Genomic DNA, 26,164 nt, shown 5'->3' on the forward strand with positions numbered 1-26,164 from the left:
GAGAAGAACGATGTTAATGAGTAGAAGAAAAGGACATGCAGCAAATCATATCGTCAGAATCAACGGAAAACGAATCGATCTCAAAGCATTAGAACAGGTCGTGATGCTTCATTTTCCGTTAAAGGAATGTGCATTCATCCCGAAGAAAAATGAAGAAGGTAGCCTCTCGCTTGTGCTATTTGCACAGGCGAAGGACCCTTCGCTAGCAAGAGAGGATCTAATGACAGGCGCGCTTCACCCTGATGAAGTGCCAGCCGCTCTCGTCTTATTGCCTTCCTTGCCAAGGACAGAAAGTGGAGCGGTCGATACAGAAGCACTGCTTTCGATTGACATCATTGATGAAGAGAGTTTGAGAAAGATAGAAGATCGTACGAAAGCTATAGATGGAGTAGAGGAAGCGGCTGCTCTCATTGAAAGTCAGACAGAAAAACAAACGCCTTATCACCTAGATGATCTGTTTCCTAATCGGCAGCGTGCGCAAGGGAACGAATCGATCTCGAAGGATGAAGAGGGCGAAACAAAGCAAGCATCTTGTCATGAAAAGCCGCCTGCACTTGTGTATGGCGGGGATGTCATCAAAAAACCAGGCACACCTGTCACACTGACAGAGGTGTTGATTCGATCAGCCTTTATGTCACCTGACCGCGGGGTGACCTACATCAAAGAAGGCGGGTGCACGTTGACCCAATCCTATCCTGAGTTACTCACAAACGCAGAACGGGTTCTGTCTGGTTTAAGGAAAGCAGGCCTGACAAACGGCGATCAAGTGTTACTACAATTGAAAGATCATCAAGATTTCATCACTGCGTTTTGGGGCTGTATTCTCGGTGGTATCATTCCGACTCCGGTTTCTGTACCGCCTGTTTATGATGAAACGAATCAAGCTGTGAACAAGCTGAAAGGCGTGTTTCGGCTGCAAAATGAACCGTTTATTATGACGAATGAAGCAAGTGCTGAGGACATTGCTGGGCTGCGTGAGTCATTTGAGGCAAAAGACATGCCTATTTTAACAATCGAAACATTGCTCTCGTGTGAACCTGATGAACAGCATTATGAGCCAGAGCCAGATGAGCCTGTGCTTCAGCTGCTCTCTTCAGGTAGTACGGGTGTGCCAAAGTGTATTCGTCACAACCATCAAAGTATTTTATCTCGAATCATCTCTTTTGAGCAGACAAATGGCTTTACGCATGAGGATGTGTCGCTTAACTGGATGCCGCTTGATCATGTAGGAGGCATTGTCATGTTTCATGTGCATGACGTCTACTTTGGCTGCCAGCAGATTAGTCCATCCATCGATCAATTTATCGAGCGGCCGATGGTGTGGCTGGATTGGGTAGAAACATACGGCGTCACAAGGACATGGGCACCGAATTTTGCTTTTGCGATGATGAATGAATATGAGGACGACATTCGCAAGGGGAGCTGGGATCTCTCCACACTGACTTATATCATGAATGCAGCCGAAGCGGTTGTGCCAAAAGTGACGCAGCGCTTCATGCATATGATGGGCCAGCACGGATTAAGCCGTCATGCGATGGTGCCGGCGTACGGCATGTCTGAAACATCCTCAGCCATTGTTCAATCAAAGAAATTCATGCGGCATGGTGATCAGGATGGACAGCTGACGATTGATCAGACTTCGTTAACAGGTGAAATTCAATACGTGGCGCAAGATCATCCGCACAAAATGACGTTTACCGAAGTCGGTGCACCGATTCCGTCTGTATGGATTCGGATTGTAGACGAGCATCATCATGTGCTGCCAGAAGATCAGGTCGGGCGCTTGCAGGTGAAGAGTCCGACGATTATGATGGGCTATCATCAAAATGAGGAAGCCAATCAAGAGGTATTTGCGGAAAATGGCTGGTTTCACACGGGGGATTTAGGATTTATCCACGAAGGGCGTCTTGTTCTAACAGGCCGGGAAAAGGATATCATTGTCATCAATGGAGCCAACTATTTGAATTACGAAATTGAAGCAGTTGTGGAAGAGGTGGACGGGGTGGAAGTCACCTTTGCCGCTGCGTACGGCATCTACAATCCCGAATCAAGCAACGACACGCTTGCCGTCTTCTTTGTCACACAAAAGGATTCGCTAGAGGAACAAATCACGATGATTCAGCAGATTAGAGAGGCCATCATTCGTAAAATTGGCATAGAGCCCGATCACATCATTCCAGTGAAAAAAGACCAATTTCCGAAAACAGAAAGTGGAAAGATCCAACGTGCTCAGTTAGGCGCGGCGCTAAAAGAAGGGATATTCCGTGACATTGAAAGGGCACTGGACCTTGCTTCTGAAAATGAACAAACACTGCCAGATTGGTTTTTCAAACGCACTTGGGCAAAGGAGCATATTGGTCCGTCTCAGCCTGCTACTGATCATGTACTCGTTTTCGAGGATGAAAAAGGGCTTTACCAATCACTTTATGCCCATTTCGAACAAAGAAATCAGCCCTATGTTTCTGTGAAAAAAGGACATGAATTTTTGCGTCTCTCCAAAGGGATGTACCAGATGAACCCGAGAATCAAGGGGGATTATGTCAGGCTCGTTGCAGCACTTGAAGCAGATGAATTAAAGACAGGGTGCATACTCCATTTGTGGAATGTGGCAGACAAAGAAGCCATTGTTGAGCCTGCGCAGTTCACAGAAATGCATGCGAGGTCCAATCAATCGATTTTGTACTTGTATCAAGCATGGAGGCAAGAAAACAAAGAGCCTGTCCGGCTTGTTGTGGTGACAAAGGGTGGTCAATTTGTAAGCCCTGAAGACGATCTTCATGTGGAGAAAACGTCGCTCGTTGGTTTATTAAAAACCATCCCGCAAGAATGGGAAGGAGCAGAGGTGTCCCATATTGATATTGAAGCGGAGCAAGTGGAGCAGGATGCAAAGCACATTGCTGATGAGCTGTCGGCGATTCATATAAAAGCAGAGGTGGCATACCGAAAAGGGCACAGGCTCGTACCAAAGCTGGAAAAAGTCGATATGATGAACGCACCTCAAACAGAAGGATTTTTAGAATATGAAGGACTTTATTTGCTGACCGGAGGACTCGGCGGTATTGGATTTGAACTGTCTAAGCAGATGCTCCAATTTGGCCTAAAGCTTGTATTGATTGGAAGGACATCTTTGGAAGACAGCTTGGAAAAGAAAGAAGCGTTCTTACAGCTAAAAAGTCTCGGTGACGTTATCTATGTACAAGCGGATGTGACCGATTTAGCTGACGTGGAGCGGGCGATTTACAAAGCAGAAAAACATTTTGGTCAAACCATCCGGGGTGTGCTGCATTTAGCCGGTGCTGGCAATGTATCAGAGCATTTTCAGCATACAGATAAGTATACATTGGCGCATACGTCAGAAGAGGATTTTACAAAGGAACTGTCAGGGAAAGCAGACGGAGCGTTTGTCCTGCAGGAAGCCTTCAAGCATGATCCGGCAGTACCACTCGTCTTTTTTGGATCAGTAAATGGCTTTTTTGGCGGTACAACATTCGGGGCTTACTCTGCGGCCAACAGCTTTTTAGATGGGCTTGCGCACACGCTCACCTTTCAAGAAGGAAGACGGGCGATCTCTTTAAACTTTAGTATGTGGGATAATCTCGGTTTGTCTAAGGGACATACCGGCGCAGCCCTTACCGTCCGCAAGGGATTTCAATTGATTGGAAAGAAGCAAGGTCTCCATTCATTATGTCTAGGTGCTCGGCTGAATGAAGCGCATCTATTTATCGGACTAGATGGAGCCAATCCAGAAATCGCAGCGTATCTTCAGCCAGCGCCAATACCGACTTTTGAGAAAAAGCTTTTTTACACAGTTCAGCCTGGCAAAGAAGTGCATGTGGAAGATATCGCAGGCGGAACAAAAGGTGACTGGGATATTCAGCAAGTACAGGAAATACCGAAAAAACTAGATGGCTCTATTGATCATGAAGCCGTTAAGCTGAATCATCACAAAAATGGACAACACCTTGAAAAACAATTGCCTGAAACGAAAACAGAGCAAATGCTTGCTGCCATATGGGAGGACATTTTAGACGTTGATCGTGTGTACAAAGAGGATCAATTCTTTGACCTTGGCGGACATTCATTAAAGGCGACTCAAACCATTTCTCGGATCAATCATGAGTTTTCAATCAAGGCGCCTTTAAAAATATTATTTGAAAGCAAGCATCTGGCACATTTGGCGCAAATGGTTGATGACATCAAAGAGATATCGGCAGTTCATGAAGCCAATATTCCAAAGCTGGAAAAGCGAACAAGCTATGAACTGTCACATGCTCAGAAGCGTATTTGGTTCTTATCCACATTGGAAAAGAGCCATCATTACAATATATTAGGTGCTTGGAAGCTGACAGGACAACTGCACATTCAAGCGTTAACAAAAGCGATTGGTCTCTTAACGAAACGTCATGAAGCACTACGCGCAACTTTTCAATCGTTTGGTGGCAAGCCAGTTCAACTGATACGTGAAGACCTTCCGCCATCCGTCACAGTTGCGAACTTCTCATTATTTAATGAAAAAACAAGAACGAGAAGACTCAAGCAGCTTATTCAGCAAGAAGCGAACCGCATTTATGATTTAGAAAGAGGGCCTCTTGCGCAGTGGACGATTGTGGATATGGGCAATGAAGAATTTTATCTTCTTTGCGCGCAGCACCATATCATTTCAGATGCATGGTCGCTCAGTCTGCTCATTCAGGAATTAGAAGTGGCATATGACGGGCTGCTTGCAGATGAAGCGCCGCAGCTCCCAGCGCTGGAAATTGAATGGACAGATTATGTCCATTGGGAAAATGAGCAAGTAATGCATCATCAAGTAGACCAAGCCTATTGGCTCGATCATTTACAAGGTGATCTTCCGGTGTTAGAGCTGCCGTTTGACCGTCCTCGCCCGCCAGTTCAAACATTTAACGGCGCTACAGAGCAAATTGTCTTGGAAGATACGCTTATCCGCCGTTTGCAGGCTTTGTCCAAGCAGCAGGGCACAACGCTGTTCATGACGATGCTGTCAGCGTACTACGTCCTGCTTCACAAGCTGTCCGGACAGACAGATATCATCATTGGTTCGCCGATCGCAGGGCGAGGTGCCAAGCAATCAGAGAAGCTTGTTGGAATGTTTGTGAATACACTCGCGCTGAGACAGGATATCTCCACAGCAGATACGTTTGCTGATGTCATGGAAAACGTGAAGGAGATGACATTAAAAGCCTTCGAGCATCAGCGTTATCCATTTGACAAGCTTGTCGATGATCTTTCATTAGATAGAGATTTAAGTCGATCGCCTATTTTCCAAGTGGCGATGGGCTATGTAACAGATTCGCTCCATGTCAATCTCAAAGGGCTGACAAGTGAACATGTGATGGTTCATCATACAGTGTCTAAATTTGATCTCACCCTACATGTATTTGAACAGGGGGATCAGCTGTCGATCCATGTGGAATACAATACAGATTTATTTGATCAAGAGACCATTCATCGTTATATGAATTATTATCTTCATCTGCTAGATGGTATGACAGCTCAGCCTGAACGTACATTTTCTGATTATTGCTTAATGGACAAAGCGGAACAGGCTGCGATGATCATAGGGAAAAACCAAACGGCTACGCCCTATCCAAAGCGCACCATTCAAGAGCTGTTTGAAGAACAGGTGCAGCGTGATCCGCACCGCATTGCCTTGTCTTATTTGGAAGAGCACATGACGTATCAAGAGTTGGATGAGAAGGCAACACAGCTTGCTGCTTACTTGCAATCAAAAGGAGTTGGACCAGGTTCACTTGTACCGATGCTTTTTGATCGTTCCTTTGACATGATTGTCTCAGTGCTAGGCATTGTCAAATCTGGTGCTGCATATGTTCCAATGTCACCAGAATATCCAGATGCGCGAATCCGCCTCATTGTTCGCGATACGCAAAGTGATGTGATCATCACTCAGTCTCATTTAATAGAGCGTCTAGTAGACTTTACAGGTACAAAGATTGAGATGGACAAGCCATTACCAGTAACAGATGCAGTGTATCAAAGAGAACAATCAATCATTGGAGAAGACCAGTTAGCCTATGTCAACTACACATCAGGCTCAACAGGTACACCAAAAGGCGTCATGCTCCCCCATGCAGGAGTTGTCCGTCTGGTTCGAAAAACAAACTATATAAAACTAGGTCCAGATGATAAGATGCTTCAGCTCTCAAACTATGCTTTTGATGCCTTTACATTTGAGTTGTGGGGCATGCTGCTGAATGGCGGTCAGCTCATTCTGATTCCGAAATATGCCGCACTGAATATGGATGAATTATCACGGCTGATCAAAGTGCATCAAGTGACAGCCAACTGTCTGCCAACCGCTTTATTCAATCGGCTGGTGGAACACGATCCAAAAAGTGTAGCAGGCTACCGCACATTACTCGTTGGCGGAGAAGCGATGTCCAGTGAGCATGCACGAAAGGCACTGCCACATATGGAGGGTGTACTCATCAATGCTTACGGCCCAACAGAAAACACGACCTTAGCCACAACACATCAAGTCACGCACATGCCAGAGGGAGCAAGGTCAGTTCCAATTGGTGTCCCAGTATCGAATTCAACTGTTGTCATACTAGATGATGCGCTCAACCCAGTGCCAGCAGGCGTCAAAGGAGAAATTTACATCGGCGGCACAGGGCTGGCAAAAGGCTACCTTCATGATCCAGAGCGGACGCATGAACGGTTTATAGACAATCCATTCCCTGAACTAGGGGGAGACAGGCTGTATCGTTCAGGTGATCTAGGTACATGGCGTTCAGATGGCACCATTGAATATCTCGGCCGAAAAGACAACCTCGTGAAAATTAGAGGCTACCGGATTGAATGTGGAGAAATAGAGACAGCTCTCCTCAAGCATCCACAAGTAAAAGAATGTACAGTCATCGCCAAAACGTATGGCAGCTCAAAACGGCTGGCGGCCTACCTTGTCACAGACGGAGAGAATCCTGTTTCAGGCTGGAAAGCATTTTTACAGGAAAGCCTGCCAGGCTACATGATTCCAAGTTACTTTGTTGTAATGGACGAAATGCCAGTCACAACAAACGGAAAGGTTGATCAAAAAGCACTGCCAGACCCAGCAGAAACGAACTCTCTTTCTCAGGGGGAGGACAAACCAGTCACCGAAACGCAGCAGCTGATTGTCACAGCTTTCAAGGACGTGCTTGGTGTCAAACAAGTAGGCATACATGACTCATTTTTTGATTTAGGCGGCGATTCAATTATGAGTATCCAAGCTGTTGCCAAATTAAAAGAACAGGGGATTCATGTGGATCCAAAATGGATTTTCATGCATCCAGCGCCGGCTCAGCTAGCCGCACATGTGGACGCAATGCCAGAGGCCGGAGAGCACGTCGAAAGGTCTCCAAAGGACTACGTGATTGAGCTGAAAAAAGGCGATCCAGCCGTACCGAGGATTTTCTTTGCACCGCCTGCCGGTGGAACGGTGATGGGCTATATCGATGTGGCTAAGCTGATGACACATCAAGGCGCTGTGTACGCCTTGCAGTCTCCTGGCTTATATGAGGATGAAGAACCGCAATTCCTCCATTACACAGAGCTTGTGTCCATATTTGTTGAAGCCATTGAGACCTTCTATCGACCTGGTGTTGACTATCTAGCAGGGCATTCAATGGGCGGGCACCTTGCCTACGGAATGAATCAGCGGCTCTGCCATGCAGGAAAAGCGCCGAAAGGACTCATCATTTTAGATACCGTCCCTGTGTTAAGAGATGAGGCAGATCAGGCGCTCCATGCGGATATGAACGAAGAAGAAGTGAAAATGCTTGCGCTTGTCCTTGGAATGGGGAATCTTATCGGCATCCAGCCAGAAGCATTACAAGGGCTGAGCTTCCAAGAAGTGAAGCAAAAAATACTCAAAGAGGCAGAAAAGGATGAAGTGGTTCATCAATTTATGAATGATCAGTATTTAGATAAATATTTGCAAATGCAAACGCATAATACAATCATGTCACAAGCCATTGAATTAGAAAAAGAACCATTCGATGTGCCGTTTTATATTGTACAAAGCAGTGATCACGCCATTGATTTTCAGAAGAAGTTCTCAGACTGGGAGGCTTATACGAAAGGATCATGTTCGTATTATCACATCAAAGGAGACCATGTCACCATGATGAAAAGGCCGCAGGCAGATGAACTGGCACGGATTCTTCAAACGATGATAAAGGGGTAAGAACATATGAACCATTTATTTAAAACCTTTGAAAAAAAATCAGACCTTATTCAACTTATTTGTTTTCCTTTTGCAGGCGGTTATTCCGCCTCGTACCGCCCGCTTTTTGAACAGCTAAAAGGCACTGCCGAAGTAACAGCAGCAGAGCCCCCAGGTCATGGAACCAATCTCATGCCGCTCGAAACGAGCATTGACCGATTGGCTGAGCTATACAAAGAAGGGCTCTCGGGCAACTTGAACCGCCCGTTTATCCTGTTCGGACATTCCATGGGAGGACTTGTTGTGTATAGACTGGCTCAGCTGCTAGAAAAGGAAGGAATCGATCCTGCAGCAGTCGTGATCTCAGCCATTCAGCCGCCGCAAACAAAACGACAGATCCTGACCCATTTATCGAATGAAGCATTTGTTCAGCATATTGCCGAAATGGGCGGGATTCCAAAGGAATTATTAGAGAACAAACCAATGATGGATTACTTTACGCCGTCCTTACGTGCAGACTATCAGGCGCTGGAAACCTTCCAGCACAAAGATCAATCCATCATCGAAACACCCGTTTATTTATTCAATGGAACAAAAGATGAAAAATGCATGAAAGATGCAAATGGCTGGCTGCCATGGGCAAAAACCATCGAACGCACCAATTTCGAAGGAGGGCACATGTATATCAACACACACCTCGAGCCCTTCGCAGAACAGATGAGACATGTGATTGATGTTGCAAGCAAACAACAATTAATGAAACTTTAAAAGAAAGCGGTCCTCCTTAAAGGGACCGCTTTTTCTTATGAATTCCGCTTTTTCACCACATTCCCGCCAATCACTCCGCCAATGACCAGCACACCTCCGATGAGATGATACCAATCGATTGTTTCATGTAAAATGAGAACCCCAGCGGCAACTGTAATAAACGCAGATAAATTGTTAAAGATGCTGACCTTTGCCGCTTCAAGCTGAGAAAGGGCATAGTTTGATAAATATGCCGTGAGAAGTGATGAAAGAATGCCTAAAAAGAGCATTGACCATACAAAGGATGGTTGTGTAAATGGGCTGAAAAATTGCGGCATTGTCCCGTTTGCTGAATGCTGGATGAGCGCAGCGGCATTGAAGAAGACAAATCCAAAGAATGTCATCACGAAAGTGAGTTCAATCACATGGAAGCGCCGTGTAATCACTCGGGCAAATACACTGTATGCACTGGAGGATAAGGCTGAAAGTAATATCAGTCCATAGCCGATCATGTGTGAATGCTTCACATCAATTCCCTTCATGACAAAGAGAAGCATCACCCCGCACACAGAAAGAATGGTAAACAGCACTTGGATCCATGTCGCGCGTTCCTTTAAAAACCACGCGGCAAGCACCATCGTCAGAATGGGGATCGTTGCCTGAATAATACCAGCCTCTGACGAAGAGGTATACATCAGCCCCCATACTTGAAAAGCAAAAAACAACACAGGATAAAGCAAGGAAAACGGTACGATGTAGAGAAGATCACGCCATTGAATGGAGAGGCGGATTTTCTTTCGTAAAAAAGGATAAAGCAATAGTGCGGCTGCAAAAGAAACTGTAAAGCGGTGTGCCAATAAATCAATCGGATTTGCTGATTCTAATGCAACTTTGACAAACAAAAATGAAAAACCAATGATCGTGGCGTAGCCTATCGCGGCAGCATACGCTTTCTGTTTTGAAATGTCCACAATTTGACTCCTTATACGAGCATGCATGCTTCAGTTGAATTGACCGGTTCTGTTCTTCTATCGTAATCGGATCATCTAAAGTGTACAATAAGAGAACATGATATCTGTACCGGTACAAGGAGGAAGTGGTGTGAGGAAATATGATCAGCTTGTTCTCAGCTTAAAAGAGAAGATGACGTCTGGTGAATACCATGCAGGCATGAAGATCCCCTCCATTCGCCATTTGGCGGCTCAATATGCAGTGAGTAAAAGCACTGTCATCAAAGCACTAGACACATTAGAACGTGAACATCTGCTGTATTCTGTAGAAAGAAGCGGCTATTATGTCGTGAAAACGAAGCAGTCAGCGGGGAAACAGGATAGCACATGGATTGATTTTGCTTCATCTGCACCTGATCCCGTCGTGTTTCCATATGTTGATTTCCAGCACTGCATCAACCAAGCCATCGATTTGTATCAAAATGACTTGTTTATATACGGCACAGCCAACGGATTACCCTCGCTGCTGCCAGTCATTTCTAAGCGATTAATGGATTATCAAGTGTTTGCAAATCCAGAACAGATCGTTATGACTTCTGGTATTCAGCTGGCGTTATCCATTTTAAGCACCATCCCTTTTCCGAATGGCAAACAGACCATATTAGTCGAACAGCCAGGCTATCATCTATACCTTCAATATTTAGAAAAAAATCAACTGCCTGTACGGGGGATTCAGCGGACGGAAAAGGGAATTGACCTTCAGGAATTGGAGCGCATCTTTCGAGAAGAGGAGATTCGTTTTTTCTATACGATGCCAAGGTTTCAAAACCCGCTTGGAACGAGCTTGTCAAAGCAGGAGAAAAGAGCGATTGCAGCTCTTGCCGAGACATATGACGTCTATATCGTTGAAGATGATTACATAGCCGATTTAGAATTCGACGCAAAAAGAGACCCGATCTATTCGTACGATCAGGCGGGGAAGGTCATTTATTTAAAAAGCTTCTCCAAAATCATCTTTCCAGGACTTCGAACAGGAGCGGTCGTCTTACCTGAGGAACTGATTAGACCTTTTAGCGAACACAAACGGCTCATTGACATCGACAGCTCCATGCTGTCACAGGCAGCCTTAGAAATATATTTAAAAAGCGGGATGTTTGAACGGCATCGAGACAGGATGCGGGCGACCTATCGAAACCGCTCCAAGCAGCTCGTGGCAAGTTTAAAAAATGATCAGAGCGCTTATGTGCTGGGAGAACAGGAGCCGGCTACCCATACACATGTACGTTTCGATCGGTCAATTCCGATGAACCAGCTCATTCAGCAGCTGAAAAAGGCATCTGTTTCCATTCAGTCAATCGACCGCCATTATCTGTCGACTTATCAAAAAGACCCCATTCTTCAGTTGAACATTTGGCATGTGAAAGAAGAGCAAATCACACGTGGAGTCGATTTGATAAAGACAGCATTTCAGCAAATTGGGCGATATTAAAGACGAGACAGTACATCACTACAAGAGAGTATCTCAACACGTTCAGCCGCAGAAGGCTTTCGTGTACACACCGCCATTTGGTAGGTAGGATCGAGTGAGTATGTTTGAACAAAGCAGGGCGCTTCATGATCAGGTAATGCAAGCGTCGCCTGTCCATCCTCTGACAGGCGGGCTGTAAAGGACGAAAGACCATAAGATAATCCCTTTCCAGTCAGCTTGATAAAGGCCTCCTTCATTGACCATAAATGAAAGAAGTAGGCTTCCTGCCGTTCTGCCGGTTGTGAAAGTAAATCCTCATACTCATCTGCTGAAAAAAATCGTTTAGCAATCGCTAGATCAATCGGTTTGATCTCCTCAATATCAATACCTACAGGTGCATCATCTATTGCGCATACGACCCAATCACCAGAGTGAGAAAGATTAAAATGAAAAGAAGGAATGTGCCGGACGACAGGCTTGCCATTGCCCTCTGTTTCAAAAACGATCTCATCAAAAGGCAGATCGTACATATCATGGATCATCTGACGAACCAGCACCTCACCTAATAAGGTCCTTCTTGCATCGACCAAAAAGCGAAAGCGCTCAGCCGCAGCACGTTTTTCAGCTGAAACAAAGGGTTTCAATTGATCGATTTGTTTTCGTGCATGGATGTCATCTAAATGTTGTAATTGGATAGCGAAAATCTTCATAATGAACCTCTAATTTTTTACATTGATTGTACCATTGGAGAGCGCCGTACAAAAGGGAAACAGACCTCCTTTTCAGCGAAAGCTCAAAATGACAGGAAGTGGAAGGGTTGGGTTGATTTCCTCTTATGAATATAAGAATATTCTGTTTATTTATTTTAACACAAGAAAAGCCATTCTTTTTGTAGAATGGCTTTTTTTATCGGATAAGCGTCTGAACAGGTTTCTCTGCTGTTTTTGTAATAAGCAGCTGCAGGAGCCGTGTCGATTGCGGTAAGGAGAATCGAAGGACGAGACCTGTAAAAATAGCCGTCAGAATCGTGCCAACGCCAATCGGCCCGCCGAGCATCCATGCAAATAAAAGCACTGTTAGCTCAATGCCATTTCGCACCCACTGCACGTTCAATCCTGTTTTCGCTGAGATGAGCAGCATTAATGAATCCCTTGGCCCGGCGCCAAGATTCGCTGAGACATAAATGCCAACACCATAACCTGAAACCACAACGCCCGTAATAAACACATATAAAGCGGGTAAATACCCATGTGGTGCAGGTAATACCGCATTAAAGAAATCTATAAACATACCAATCAGCACCATGTTTAGTAATGCGCCGATCTTTGGAAATGATTTTGTAAAGACAGAAGTCAGTGTCACAATGAGTGCACCAATAATGATGGACCATTGTCCAATCGTGAGTCCAAAGTGCTGAAACAGTCCGTAGTGGAAAGCGTCCCAAGGACCAATGCCTAGAATCTTTCCTTTCACTGTCAGCGATAGTCCAAAAGCTAGTACGATCAATCCAACAAAATAAAAAAACCAACGTAAAAGATGTTCCCGCTTCAAAAGCTTTCCCTTCTTTCTTAAACACTCGAATTCAATCGTAACATACTCCCACGCCCCTTTAAATGGCTTTGCTAAATTGTAATCGCTTACTTATAAAAAGAATTTTTCGCATCGTAAAAGGTCAAAACAAGAGCAAGACTTTCGACTTGTTTTTTTTAACAAAGTGAACCAATCATTCCCTTTTTTTAAGATAAAATGAAAAAAATTCAATATATACTGACAAAAAAATAAGCATCACCCAATTAAAGAATATTTATCTTTAAATAGAAAGGATTGTATGTAATTCACATTATAAGACCTGTTTGGAAAATAGATAGATGAGGAATTTCGGGATGGAAAAAGGTTATTTTATTGGAAAAACATAAGCAAATCAATCATCGGGAGGTATTTAGTTCAAAATGTCTATTTTTGTCGAAAATAGTCATTTAGTCCTGTTGAGGCTTTTGAAATCTTACTGATATTCTTTACCAAAGTGTGGGAGGTGAACTGGTACATACCATTATGATTAAAGCAGGGAAAAGGGGATGTCAAAAAATGAATATATTAAAAAGAACGAGTCAATTATTTCTTATATTGGTGTTGATTGCTGGAAATTTATTAACAGTCTCACCACCTGTTACGAAAGCCGCTGGGACGGTGGTTGTCAATAACACAGATTCCTACATGATTGGAAATGGTAAGTTAGTTCTTTATCAGCTTGATGGGCAAAACCCAACAAACGTAAAGGCTAGTGTACAGGTGAAGGGAATTAATTCGTCTGTAGTGAACGGTGTTGCTGTGAATGATCAAGAAAACACAGTGTATGCAACTACGACAGCAAGTGGAGAGCCAGTTCTTTATAAAATAAATGCGACCACTGGACAAGCAGAGCGTGTAGGTGTTTTAGGCGGAAGAGCGCCAAATGCCGTTGTTTATAACGGTAAATATATTCATTCGTATGCGGTTGGTGGAGAACCCTACCTTGCAACGTACGACTTAGCAACTGGTCAAAAAACGGCCAAGAAAATTGCCGGTTATGACGTTGGCCCTGGCATTGGCGGAGACATTGGCGGAGACCTTGTAGTCGATAAGGATGGCTATCTTTGGTTCGCATCTAATACCAGTGGGTCCATTGCGCAAATGAATCCTGAAACAGCTGAAGTAATTCGAGTGATTCCAATCACAAATGCAGATGGTAAACCTATTGAGGGAGGAGTACGAGGAATTAGCTTTTTGCCAAATGGACAAATGCTATTACAATCAGGAAAAGATGACTCTATCGGTCATTCTACTCTTTTCACACTTGATGCGAAAACATTAAGTACAACATATATGGGCACTGCAGGTGATTCATTATCTTACGACTTAGCTTCAAGGGTGAAGCCCGAATTTGATCCATATCCTCCTAACCTTGAATCAGAAAAATCTGTTGCCTTACAGAAAAAAGCAGAAGGCAACACAGATGAAAAGAATCCAGAAGTAGGCGACACTTTGCTTTATACAATTAGAGCAAAAAATACGGTGCAATACGGTATTCTTAAAAATCTGACCATATCAGATAACCTTCCGAGCAGCTTAGCCTATGTTCCAGGCTCACTTAAGGTGGATGGCGCAGGCGTAACAGATGCGAAAGACCAAGACAAAGGTGATTTTACAAACGGTACTGTTACAGGTCAAATAGGTGATGTGAAAGACACCGATTGGCACACCGTGACATTTGAAGCGAAAGTAGCAAAAGGTCAAGCTGGCAAAGATATTCAAAATACAGCCAATGTCAAAGGGGAAAACACACCGCCAGACAAACCAACAACAAACATAGAAATTTATCCTCGTGATCCAAAGCTTGAATCAGAAAAATCAGCGGTCTTACAGAAAAAAGCAGATGGTAATACAGATGAGAAGCACCCAGAAGTAGGCGACACATTACTGTATACCATTCAAGCCCGTAACACTGTTGAAGACAGCTTCATTGAAGATCTTGTGATTTCTGACAAGTTACCTCAAGGGTTATCATATGTACCAAATTCTCTTCAGATAGATGGGAATCCAGTTACAGATACAAAAGATGACGACAACGGTGATATGACAGGTGGAACTGTCACTGGAACGTTCGGTGAAGTGAAAGATGCGAAATGGCATACCGTGACATTTGAAGTCACAGTTGAAAAAGGTCAGGCAGGCAAAGACATTCAAAATACAGCGAGTGTCACAACCGGCAACACACCGCCAGACGAGCCGACAACGAATGTAGAAATCTATCCTCGTGACCCGAAGTTGGCTTCTGAAAAATCAGCCGTCTTGCAGAAAAAAGCAGATGGTAATACAGATGAGAAGCATCCAGAGGTCGGTGATACCCTTCTTTATACGATTAAAACAAAGAATACGATAGAAGACAGTCTCGTTAAAAACTTAGTGATCTCAGATGAACTGCCAGAAGGATTAGCATATGTGCCCAATACACTTGAGGTAGACGGACAAGCGGTGACAGATGAGCAAGATCAAGACAATGGTGATGTCACAAATAGAACCGTCTCAGGACAATTCGGTGACATTCAGGATACAGATTGGCATACCGTGACGTTTGAGGTCACGATTCAAAAAGGACAGTCTGGTAAAGACATTCAAAATACAGCGAGTGTCACAGGTGAAAATACACCACCAGACGATCCAACAACAAAAACAGAAATCTATCCGCGTGATCCAAAGCTTGAATCAGAAAAATCAGCGGTTTTGCAGAAAAAAGCAGAAGGTAACAAAGATGAGAAACATCCAGAAGTAGGGGACACCCTTCTTTATACGATTAAAACAAAGAACACGATAGAAGACAGTCTTGTTGAAAATCTAGTGATCTCAGATCAATTGCCAAAAGGGTTGGAGTATGTCGCTGGTTCTCTTGAGATTGATGGAGAATCCGTCACAGATGTGAAAGATGACGATAGCGGTGAGTACACAGATGGAAAGGTCACGGGGTATTTTGGCGATGTGAAGGACACGGACTGGCATACAGTGACGTTTGAAGTCACTGTTGAAAAGGGACAGGCTGGTCAAGACATTCAAAACACAGCCGAAGTAACAGGTGAAAACACACCGCCAGATGAGCCAACAACAAAAACAGAAATTTACCCTCGTGAGCCAAAACTAACATCAGAAAAGGCAGCGAGCATTCAGAAAAAAGCAGAAGGTAACACAGATGAAAAGACACCACAGGTAGGCGATACCCTTCTCTACACGATCAAAACAAAGAATCTTGAAGAAGACAGCATCGTCAAAAATTTAGTGATCGCAGATCAACTGCCAGAAGGTCTTGAATACGTCGAAGGATCATTAAAAGTAGATGATCAAGCCGTCACAGATGCAAAAGATGACGACAACGGAGACTACACAAAAGGCACAGTAACTGGCCAATTTGGCGATATCAAAGACACGGACTGGCATACGATTACTTTTGAAGCGAAGGTTGCTAAAGGCCAATCAGGTAAAAGCATTCAAAACACAGCGAAAGTAACAGGCGAAAACACACCGCCAGATGAGCCGACAACCGAAACAAAAATTGATCCAAAGGATCCAAAGCTTGAATCAGAAAAAACATCTGAGATTTCTCAAAAAGCAGAAGGGAATAAAGATGAAAAACAAGTTCAAGTAGGCGACACCCTTCTTTACACCATCAAAACAAAAAATAGTGTAGAAGACAGTGTCATAAAAGATCTAGTCATCGCAGATCAACTGCCAGAAGGTCTTCAATATGTCGAAGGTTCACTAAAAGTAGATGGACAAGCTGTCACAGATGCAAAAGATGACGACAACGGAGACTACACAAAAGGCACAGTAACTGGCCAATTTGGCGATATCAAAGACACGGACTGGCATACAGTGACGTTTGAAGCGAAAGTTGCTAAAGGCCAATCAGGTAAAAGCATTCAAAACACAGCGAAAGTAACAGGCGAAAACACACCGCCAGATGAGCCGACAACCGAAATAAACATTGATCCAAAGGATCCAAAGCTTGAATCAGAAAAAACATCTGAGATCTCTCAAAAAGCAAAAGGCAATACAGATGAAAAACAAGTCCAAGTAGGCGACACCCTTCTTTACACCATCAAAACAAAAAATAGTGTAGAAGATAGTGTCATTAAAGATCTAGTCATCGCAGATCAACTGCCAGAAGGTCTTGAATACGTCGAAGGATCATTAAAAATAGATGATCAAGCTGTCACAGATGCAAAAGATAAAGACAACGGAGACTACACAAAAGGCGCAGTAACCGGTCAATTTGGCGATATCAAAGATACGGACTGGCATACGATTACTTTTGAAGCGAAGGTCGCTAAAGGATATGAAGGTAAAACCATTCAAAATATCGCAGTTGTGAAGGGTGAGAATGTTGACGAACCAGACAAACCTGAAAACTCAACAACAGTAGAACCGCCGCATGTGCCAGAGGTGCCAGGGAATCCAGAACAGCCTTCTCATTCAGAACCGGATACACCTGGTCATCATCTTCCGAACACTGCAACAGCGATGTACAACCTTTTACTAGCAGGATTTGCACTTGTGCTAATAGGTGCCTCCCTTATTGTATGGAAAAGAAGAAAAAGAAACGGGTAATCGTCCATGTTTCAAAAAATCATCTCAACTCTATTGATCACAGCAGGTATTTGTCTTGTGATGATAGGATACATGAGGATCGTTGATGGGCAAAGGCAAGTAGATCAATCTTTCCAGTCTGCACAAGCAGCCATCCAGCAAAAGGGGGAAACGGATCCCTCTTTTGTGCCAAAGGCTGGTGAAACCATTGGGCTCTTGCACATTCCAAAATTAAATGCTGAGTTACCAATTGTAGAAGGAACAGAAGCGGAGGATTTAGCAAAGGGCGTTGGTCATTATCACGAAAGCTATTTACCTAATGAACAAGGACAAATCGTTTTATCTGGGCATCGTGATACTGTGTTTAGACGAACAGGAGAACTGGTGAAAGGGGATCAACTTGTCATTGAGCTTTCATATGGACGATTTACCTATGAAATTGAGAAAACAAAGATTGTGAAAAAAGATGATCAAAGTATTATTACATTGCAACAGGAAAAGGAAGAACTTATCCTCACCACATGTTATCCTTTTTCTTTCATTGGTCCTGCACCAAACAGATATATCATATATGGGAAGCGTGTTTAGCCACTGGATCAGCCTGCAACTTATCTTTTCATGAACCGATTGGAGCGCTTCATTCCTTGATAAAGAGGGAATTGCCTATATCTAGAGATGCAGGAGGGGGTCAATTTGTTAAATCAAGACTATGTAAGATATATAGATAACGTCGGGAGAATTGTCCTGCCGACAGATATGAGAAAACGGTTGAAAATTCACCCAAAAGATATTATGGAGATTTATCGAGAAGAAGACCAAATTGTCATAAAGCCGTATTGGCAGGACAAACCTTGTATCGTCACAGGGGAAGTGACAGGCTCCAACAAAGTGCTATCGGGTGGAGTGGTTATCAGTCCAGAGGGAGCGAGATTGCTTTTACAAGATTTACTGGCGCTTCGCCTGCAAAAGGAAATATAAAAAAAGGCTGTTCTCATCACGTGAGAACAGCCTTTTTTCATCATACTGGATTCAAAATCCGGTTTAAGAATTGTTTTGTTCGTTCTTCCTTTGGTCGTTTGAAAATTTCTTCGGGAGGACCTTGTTCGACGATGACGCCGCCATCAATAAAAATCACTTCGTCTGCCACTTCTTGGGCAAACTTGATTTCATGTGTGACAACTGCCATGGTCCAGCCTTCTTTCGCTAAATCCTTCATGACCTTTAAGACTTCCCCGACAAGCTCAGGGTCAAGTGCAGAGGTGGGCTCATCAAAAAGCATGAGCTCTGGCTGAATGGCAAGTGCACGGGCAATCCCGACACGCTGCTTTTGACCGCCTGACAGCTGGAATGGATACAGGTCTTTTTTATCTTCAAGACCGACCTTTTGCAAGAGCTGAATGGCTTCTTTTCGAACCGTTTCCTTTGGACGGCGCTGCACCTGAACAGGACCTTCCATCACATTTTCAAGCACGGTGCGGTGTGGAAACAGGTGATAATCTTGAAACACCATTCCCGATTTCCGGCGAAGCTTCAGCAGATCAGCTGACTTATTTTTTTTCGAAAAATCAATCGAGAAATCATCGAAGGTAAAGGAGCCGCCATTTGGTGTTTCAAGTGCATTTAAACAGCGAAGCATCGTTGTTTTTCCTGAACCTGATGGGCCAAGAATGGCTACAACCTGCCCTTTGTTGATCGTAAAATCTATTGACTTTAAAATCTCATTTTCACCAAAGGATTTCTTGAGACCTTTGACTGTTAGCATGTCGTTCCCTCCTTACCTTGCGACATATCGATCAAGTCGTTTTTCAATTTGATGCTGAACGAGCGATAGAATGAAGCAGAATACCCAATAGATCAGGGCTGCCTCCATATAAATGAACAAGATCTGATCCAAGTTCGCCGCAGCAATTTCCTGAGATTTACGGAAAAGCTCTGCTACGAGGATTTGGGAGGCAAGAGATGTATCCTTCACCAAGCTAATGAATGAATTAGATAGCGGTGGAATCGATACACGCACAGCCTGCGGTAAAATCACGCGGACGAGCGTTTTACGATGCGTCATCCCAATTGAATAACCAGCTTCCCATTGACCTTTAGGAACAGATAGGACGGATGCACGGATAATTTCCGACGCATACGCACCTACGTTTAATGAAAAAGCGATAATGGCACTTGGATATGGATCCAGTGTGATATTAAATGTCGGAAAGAAATAGAAAATAATAAACAATTGCACAAAAAGCGGCGTTCCGCGAACGGCCGACACATAGATGGAAAAAATCCATCTGAGGGCTTTGATTTTAGACATTCTAGCAAGTGCTGTCACAAGCGCGATAAAAATACCAATAATAAAAGCAATGATGGCGAGGGGGATTGTGTAATAAATCCCCTGCATCACCATTGGCCAAAAAGATTGCTGAAGAAGATCCCAAGGAATGACGACTCCTAGGGTATTACTTTGTAACATCTTCACCAAACCATTTCTTAGAAATCTTAGCAAGTGTACCGTCTTTTTTCATTTCTTTTAATGCGCCATTCACTTTGTCAACGACTTCGCCGCTGCCTTTTCTGAATGCAAAGTAAGTTTCTTGAGGATCTCCTGTTTCAAATGCAACTTTTAGGTTTTTGTTCCCGCTTGTTTTCAAGTAATTCAATACAGCCAGCTTGTCATTGAACGTCAGATCAGCACGTCCTTGTTGAATCAATTGAATCGATTGTGCAAGACCTTCAACGCCCTCAATTTTAGCACCAGCATCTGTAGCTAGTTTATTGTAGTTACTTGTTAATGATTGTGCTGCTTTTTTGCCTTTTACATCAGATAGTTTCTTGATGTCGTTGTTATCTGATTTTGTCACAACAATGGCTTGAGACGTTGTGTATTTATCAGAGAACTCGTATTGATTTTCACGTCCAGTTTTACCAACTTGGTTCGCTACCACGTCAAAACGTTTTGAATTCAGTCCAGCAAACATGCTGTCCCATTGTGTTTCTTTGAATTCAGGTTTTAAGTCAAGACGTTTTGCTACTTCTGTGATGACTTCTACATCGTAGCCAGTTAATTTATCTGTCTTTTTGTCATGGAATGTGAAAGGAGCATAAGTTCCCTCTGTTCCGATCGTCAGAACACCTTTATCCTGAATGGATTTCCAAAGGTCGCCTGATTCCTTAGACCCAGATTGTTTATTCGCGTTGTCGCTTGCACCAGATCCACATGCCGTGATCAATGCAACACAAGCGCCTAACATAATGGCAAAGAACATTTTTTTCATTTTATTCCCCACTTTTCTTGTTGGTATTTACAACATATGATCTTACAGAGAAGCAACCTAAAAGTAAAGCATTTGAAACTAGCTTGAGCGAATCTCACCAACTTTATGCCCGCAACCCGTTTCTTTCAAACCTCTCACGTCTACAAAGCCTTTCATCTTTTATTTGTGCGAACATTATTAAAATAAAGACTTTGAGACAGTGACCATAGAAGGAAGCATATTTATTATAAAAGATGTATAATTAGTAGGTTGTTTTGAAAATGGAATGAATCACATGGAGACATGTTTTGATAAGTTATCATCTTAGAAGAAGGAGGGCATCATTGTGGATGTTGGACAAAATCAGCCTGAGCAATTGAAAAGGGCGATGACCTCCCGCCATTTATTTATGATTTCACTTGGCGGTGTCATTGGGACAGGCTTTTTCTTAGGAACGGGCTATACGATTGGACAAGCAGGGCCAGTTGGAGCCGTTCTTTCTTATATTGTGGGCGGATTGATTATGTATTTAACCATGCTGTGTCTTGGAGAGCTGTCGGTTGCACTTCCTGTGTCCGGGTCGTTTCATACGTATGCGACGAAATTTGTCAGCCCTGCAGCGGGTTTTGCGGTCGGCTGGATTTATTGGCTTGGCTGGGCAGCAACGGTCGCCCTGGAATTTTTATCAGCAGGACAGCTGATGAGGCGCTGGCTTCCACAAGTGGATGTGTGGATTTGGTGTCTCGTATTTGGACTGTGTCTTTTCTTATTAAATGCCCGGTCGGCGAAAGCGTTCGGGGAGTCGGAGTTTTTCTTTTCAACCATTAAGATTATTGCGATTTTACTTTTTATAGGTGTAGGCGGAGCGGCGATGTTTGGTTTTATTGAAACAACGAGCGGTGAACCTGCCCCTTACTTCAGTCATTTTGTGAGTGATGGGCTGTTTCCAAATGGATTGCTTGCCGTTGTGGTCACGATGATCACCGTGAATTTTTCATTCCAAGGAACAGAGCTGATCGGGATTGCGGCAGGAGAAAGTGAAAACCCTGAGAAAACCGTTCCTCGCTCAATTCATCAGACTGTTTGGCGTACACTCGTCTTTTTCGTCCTATCTATTTTCGTCTTAGCGGGTATGGTGCCTTGGAAGGAAGCGAGTGTGCTGCAAAGTCCGTTTGTTACTGTATTTGAGAGAACGGGCATTCCTTTTGCGGCAGATATCATGAACTTTGTCATTATCATCGCTTTATTATCTGTTGCAAACTCTGGCTTGTACGCATCGACGAGAATGCTCTATTCCTTATCGAAAGAAGGAATGGCAGGAAAAGCATTTAGACGCGTGAATCAGCGCGGTATTCCGATGAATGCCTTACTGCTCACGTTCTTGTTTACAGGGATTTCGCTATTATCCGGGTTCTTTGCAGAGAAAACAGTTTTTGCCTGGATCGTGTCCATTGCCGGCATGAGTGCCCAGACTGGCTGGATCACCATTACCTTATCACAAATGCTATTCCGCAGAAGATATCTTAAAGCAGGCGGAAAGCTGGAAAACTTAAAATTTAAAACCCCTCTTTATCCGGTGCTGCCGATTATTGCGATCACACTCAACACCATTGTTTTGGTCAGCCTTGCCTTTGATCAGGAGCAGCGCATCGGGTTATATGTCGGCGTCCCTCTCATGATCATTGGGTATGTCGTCTATCACCGCTATGTGAAAAAGCATCAGGCGAAAAGTGAACCGCTTAAGCTGCAAATTCATGGAGATGATGAGATCCGGTTTTAAACTAGAAAAAAGAAGCCAACCCAATGGGGAGGCTTCTTTTTTTATTTAATGAATACCTTTCATCGCTTTCTTAATCACTGGTGTTAAGAGCAGCATCACACCGCATAAAACGATGGCGAGCAATCCAATGATACCGAAATAGACGGTTTCTGGCACTTTATCAAACAGTTTGACCACTTGGGCATTGATCGCCTGTGCCATCGCATTTGAAAGGAACCAAAGGCTCATTGTTTGCGCTGAGAAGGCAGCAGGTGCAAGCTTTGTTGTCGCTGACAGCCCAACAGGTGATAAGCAGAGCTCTCCGATCACGACGAGGAAGAAGCTCAGAACGAGCCATAATGGACTCACAAGTGTATTCGGACCAGACATGTAGGCAGGAATGATCATGATGATAAAGGATAATCCTGCAAACAGAAGGCCAAGTGAGAACTTAATCGGGGTAGACGGCTGTTTCTTTCCAAGTCTAATCCACAACCAAGCAAACACAGGAGACAGCAGCACAATAAAGATTGGGTTCAATGATTGGAACCACGAAGAGGCAAGTGTCATCCCAAGGAAATTCAAGTTTGTTCGTTGATCTGCATATGTGGCTAAAATGTTTGAGCCTTGTTCTTGAATCGCCCAGAACATCACCGCAGCAAGGAACAATGGAATATAAGCAAGAACCCTTGATTGCTCCACTGGGCTCGTCTTTTTACTGAAATACATGACGATGAAATACACAATCGGAATGAGCACACCAAGGACACTGACAAACCAAGTGAATAGATTAATCGTGAGTGCGCCTGTTTGAATGCCAATGACGACAAAAACAGCGAGCACAATGGCAATTAATGTTCCGAAAATTTTGAAGTTCTTGCGTTCAGTAGCTGATAACGGATTTGTTACATAAGTACCGGCAAGACCAAGATTCGGTTTTTTCGTGATCACAAATGTAATCAGACCAACAAGCATCCCAACGGCAGCAAGTGAGAATCCGAGGTGGAAGTTCACTTTTTGACCGAGTGTTCCGACAATTAATGGGGCAATAAAACCGCCCATGTTGATCCCCATGTAGAAAATACTAAAGCCAGAATCCCTGCGTGGGTCTGTTTTGGAATACAAGTCGCCAACAATGTTTGAAACATTCGGCTTCAGAAGACCTGTCCCAATAATAATCAGCCCCATACTAATAAAGAGCGCTGTTGCACCGCTTGGCAAAGCCAAAATGACATGTCCAAGCATAATGAAAACCCCGCCATAAAAGACCGTACTGGACGAACCGAATACTCGGTCGGCGAGCCATCCGCCAATAATGCCTGACATATAGACAAGCGCACCGTAGACAGACATGATCGAATTGGCTGTCGTCTGATCAAAACCAAGACCGCCCTTTGTCACCTCTGTGTACATATAGTAAATAAGCAGTGCACGCATGCCGTAATAAGAGAAACGCTCCCAAAATTCAGTGAAAAACAGTGTGTAAAGTCCTTTAGGATGTCCAAAAAAACCTTTTTGAGGAACACTTTTAACAATTTTATCGTGGTCAATTGTTGACATGGCATAGATCCTTTCTTAAAAAAAGAGATATGAGAAAAATGATATTCTTGTATAGTTCTTGTGTCAATATAAAACTATTCTAAAACAGGAAAATGTTAGTTAAATAGGCGTAAAGACTCAAAAAACGAAAAATTCTTTCAAGTAAGAATGGTCAGAAAGTTATATTGGAAGAATTTATTTAAAATTTGAAGGATTGTACAAGCAAACCTTTTACACATGCATAGGATGACAAGAGGACATGTGTGAAAAGGAGGGGTTTAGATTGGGGGAATTGAATGAATCTGATCTAAAAAAACCTGTTGTCAATGTTCAAGATTTTGGTGTAGTGGCGGATGGGAAAACGGACTGTACAGCGAGGCTCAATGAATGCTTAGAATGGACGAAAGCGCAGGGGTATTCCCATGTCTGGCTGCCGAGCGGCACGTATGTCATCGATGCTGTGTACAGAGGTGATCAATTTTTTCCTTTTCGGGGTGCGGGTATACGTGTGCCAAGTCATATGACCATTGAGATGGCGCCGGATGCCGTCATTAAGGTGAGGCCAAATGATTCGTGGGGGTATGCGGCCTTTTATATAGGAAAGGTTCAGCATGTGACCATCCGGGGTGGGCGAATCGAAGGGGATCGCCATGAGCATGTGTACAAGTCGCTTCCCCCTGAACGAAAAACCCATGAATGGGGCTTTGGGATATGTATTGAAGGGGCCTCTGATGTGGAAGTGAATCGTGTACAAATCAAGAATTGTACGGGAGACGGCATCATTGTCAGTCCTCACGGTTTATTATCACAAGCTGAATCGTACTCGCCTGCTTCATCTATTCACATTTCTGGCTGCCACATCACAGATTCAAGACGAAACAATATCTCGATTACAGGCTGTGATGGAGTCATTGTGGAGGACTGCCTGCTGGAGAGAGCAGGAGTTGACGGAGTCGAGCCGAGAATGGGCATTGATATTGAAGGCTACGGAGAAAATGCGGTTAATATGGAGGAACCACTGAATATTCAAATTCGAAACAACATTGTAAGAGGTGGTGCCGCAAGCTCCATTTATAACTTCAACGGCTATGGTGTCATCATTGAAGGCAATCACACAGACAGCAGTATCTCCTATGGCTTTGCCACCGAAACTATCATTGCCAACAATTTGATCCGTGCAGTAGGAGGAGGCGTCACAAAAGCTGGGATTACGAGCTTAGGAGTCTCTTTTGGTCAAACGGAAAACAATGTGATCATTATTGGCAATATGATTGAGGGATTTGAAAAAGGGATTGATGTGAGGGGCGATAGTGTTCACATTACAGGGAATAAGATCAGTCTATTTGAAGATGCGGCTTTGTCCGTTTATATGGCGAACCGTATTCTAATAGAAGGAAATCATATTGAATCGGGGACGAATATAGGGCAAAGAAGCGCAGCGCTGCGTATCTATCAGTCGGATAGCGTGGTCTTTTCAAACAATACGATTTACTCGGTGATTGATGGAGCGATGGTGAGAGGAACGAATATCCTGATCCAGCACAATCAATTTAAAGATTTCAGCAGAGGGATCTGGGTGCAGGAAGGAGAAGCTGGAGTTAACGGCAATCTCTTTATTCAAGAAGGACACCCAGAGCTAGGGTCTTCGTATACGATCAGTGTCACTGGAAATGCAAAGGCTTTCATTTGGCAAAATCGCTTTAAGCACTACCAAAACTACGCCGTATACAGCAGCACGACTGGTCCATTAGAAATCAAAGACAATTCCTTTGAAGAATCATCTTTATATGTCGTGATGTATATTAAGAACGGTTCACCACAAATCGGAGATAACCGCTTTTATTTAAATCGTTCGATCGGACAGCCGACGGCGATCTTTATCGATCAAGCCGCCTCAGCCCGTGTGCTGCGGAATAACATCATTAATTTATCTCCTCAAAAAGCGATTGCCGTCCGCACCATATCTTCCACTCATTCCGTGATCGCCCATAACATGCTGGAACGCAGCCAATTGATGACACATACTACAGATCGGCTCATTGGGAATATTGAAATCGATACACCGTGATAAACGGGTGAAATCCCTAATTTTGGAGGTTCAGAAGGCGGTTGACAATCCTGTAAAAAGGGCATATAGTAATAATTATTTTTCAT

Annotated in this window: 15 protein-coding genes; 8 read left to right on the forward strand and 7 right to left on the reverse strand. The window is 43.7% G+C overall.

All coding sequences use genetic code 11. The features are described 5' to 3' along the window. The first annotated feature begins 10 nt into the window (after window positions 1-10). The gene (locus MKZ05_RS02090) at window positions 11-8,206 is read left to right on the forward strand and encodes an amino acid adenylation domain-containing protein (protein ID WP_339161164.1); all 8,196 of its coding nucleotides are present in this window, start codon (window positions 11-13) and stop codon (window positions 8,204-8,206) included. A gap of 6 nt (window positions 8,207-8,212) precedes the next feature. Beyond that, on the forward strand, window positions 8,213-8,953 hold the full coding sequence (locus tag MKZ05_RS02095; RefSeq protein WP_050945481.1) for an alpha/beta fold hydrolase: 741 nt from the start codon (window positions 8,213-8,215) through the stop codon (window positions 8,951-8,953). 35 nt (window positions 8,954-8,988) lie between these two features. On the opposite strand, the gene MKZ05_RS02100 is transcribed toward MKZ05_RS02095, so the two are convergent. After that, complete coding sequence (locus MKZ05_RS02100; RefSeq protein WP_226804645.1) at window positions 8,989-9,903, reverse strand: DMT family transporter; 915 nt, start codon at window positions 9,901-9,903, stop codon at window positions 8,989-8,991. Between the two features lie 130 nt (window positions 9,904-10,033). On the opposite strand from MKZ05_RS02100, the gene MKZ05_RS02105 reads away from it, so the two are divergent. Beyond that, window positions 10,034-11,371 carry a PLP-dependent aminotransferase family protein gene (locus MKZ05_RS02105; RefSeq protein ID WP_339161166.1) on the forward strand — a complete coding sequence of 446 codons (1,338 nt, stop codon included), beginning with the start codon at window positions 10,034-10,036 and terminating at the stop codon, window positions 11,369-11,371. Here the strand turns inward: MKZ05_RS02105 and MKZ05_RS02110 are convergent. Further along, the gene (locus MKZ05_RS02110) at window positions 11,368-12,060 is read right to left on the reverse strand and encodes a 4'-phosphopantetheinyl transferase superfamily protein (protein ID WP_050945484.1); all 693 of its coding nucleotides are present in this window, start codon (window positions 12,058-12,060) and stop codon (window positions 11,368-11,370) included. The two genes, MKZ05_RS02105 and MKZ05_RS02110, sit on opposite strands and share 4 nt — an antisense overlap. Before the next feature lie 196 nt (window positions 12,061-12,256). Continuing rightward, on the reverse strand, window positions 12,257-12,901 hold the full coding sequence (locus MKZ05_RS02115; protein WP_044140485.1) for a YitT family protein: 645 nt from the start codon (window positions 12,899-12,901) through the stop codon (window positions 12,257-12,259). 534 nt (window positions 12,902-13,435) lie between these two features. On the opposite strand from MKZ05_RS02115, the gene MKZ05_RS02120 reads away from it, so the two are divergent. The 3 genes from MKZ05_RS02120 (at window position 13,436) to MKZ05_RS02130 (ending at window position 18,442) form a co-directional block, all read left to right on the forward strand. After that, a complete protein-coding gene (locus MKZ05_RS02120; RefSeq protein ID WP_339161171.1) occupies window positions 13,436-17,485 on the forward strand; it encodes an isopeptide-forming domain-containing fimbrial protein in 4,050 nt (1,349 codons plus the stop codon). 6 nt (window positions 17,486-17,491) lie between these two features. Further along, complete coding sequence (locus tag MKZ05_RS02125; protein WP_339161174.1) at window positions 17,492-18,052, forward strand: class D sortase; 561 nt, start codon at window positions 17,492-17,494, stop codon at window positions 18,050-18,052. 105 nt (window positions 18,053-18,157) lie between these two features. Next, entirely contained in the window at window positions 18,158-18,442 is a 285-nt protein-coding gene (locus MKZ05_RS02130) for an AbrB/MazE/SpoVT family DNA-binding domain-containing protein (RefSeq protein WP_339161177.1), read from the forward strand. A gap of 40 nt (window positions 18,443-18,482) precedes the next feature. Here the strand turns inward: MKZ05_RS02130 and MKZ05_RS02135 are convergent, their stop codons facing one another. From MKZ05_RS02135 to tcyA, 3 genes are read right to left on the reverse strand one after another with little or no spacing between them, the layout of a single operon-like run. Next, window positions 18,483-19,226 carry an amino acid ABC transporter ATP-binding protein gene (locus MKZ05_RS02135; RefSeq protein WP_003214030.1) on the reverse strand — a complete coding sequence of 248 codons (744 nt, stop codon included), beginning with the start codon at window positions 19,224-19,226 and terminating at the stop codon, window positions 18,483-18,485. Between the two features lie 12 nt (window positions 19,227-19,238). Next, a complete protein-coding gene (locus tag MKZ05_RS02140) occupies window positions 19,239-19,931 on the reverse strand; it encodes an amino acid ABC transporter permease (protein ID WP_034325166.1) in 693 nt (230 codons plus the stop codon). Then, window positions 19,918-20,733, reverse strand: coding sequence for a cystine ABC transporter substrate-binding lipoprotein TcyA (gene tcyA, locus MKZ05_RS02145; protein ID WP_003213831.1), 816 nt, complete (start codon window positions 20,731-20,733; stop codon window positions 19,918-19,920). Before tcyA ends, MKZ05_RS02140 begins: the two co-directional genes overlap by 14 nt. A 367-nt stretch (window positions 20,734-21,100) precedes the next feature. Here tcyA and MKZ05_RS02150 point away from each other — a divergent pair, with 367 nt between their 5' ends. After that, complete coding sequence (locus MKZ05_RS02150; RefSeq protein WP_050945663.1) at window positions 21,101-22,492, forward strand: amino acid permease; 1,392 nt, start codon at window positions 21,101-21,103, stop codon at window positions 22,490-22,492. 45 nt (window positions 22,493-22,537) lie between these two features. Here MKZ05_RS02150 and MKZ05_RS02155 read toward each other — a convergent pair whose 3' ends face one another. Beyond that, window positions 22,538-24,031: a peptide MFS transporter gene (locus MKZ05_RS02155; RefSeq protein ID WP_044140493.1), complete on the reverse strand. Its 1,494-nt coding sequence runs from the start codon at window positions 24,029-24,031 to the stop codon at window positions 22,538-22,540. A 262-nt stretch (window positions 24,032-24,293) separates the two neighbouring features. Between MKZ05_RS02155 and MKZ05_RS02160 the strand changes: the two genes are divergently transcribed. Further along, window positions 24,294-26,078 (forward strand): right-handed parallel beta-helix repeat-containing protein, encoded by a 1,785-nt coding sequence (locus MKZ05_RS02160; protein WP_050945490.1) that lies wholly within the window; start codon window positions 24,294-24,296, stop codon window positions 26,076-26,078. The last annotated feature ends 86 nt before the right edge of the window (window positions 26,079-26,164 follow it).

The organism is Bacillus sp. FSL M8-0277 (assembly GCF_037975305.1).
Taxonomy (GTDB): Bacteria; Bacillota; Bacilli; order Bacillales; family Bacillaceae; genus Bacillus; species Bacillus pumilus.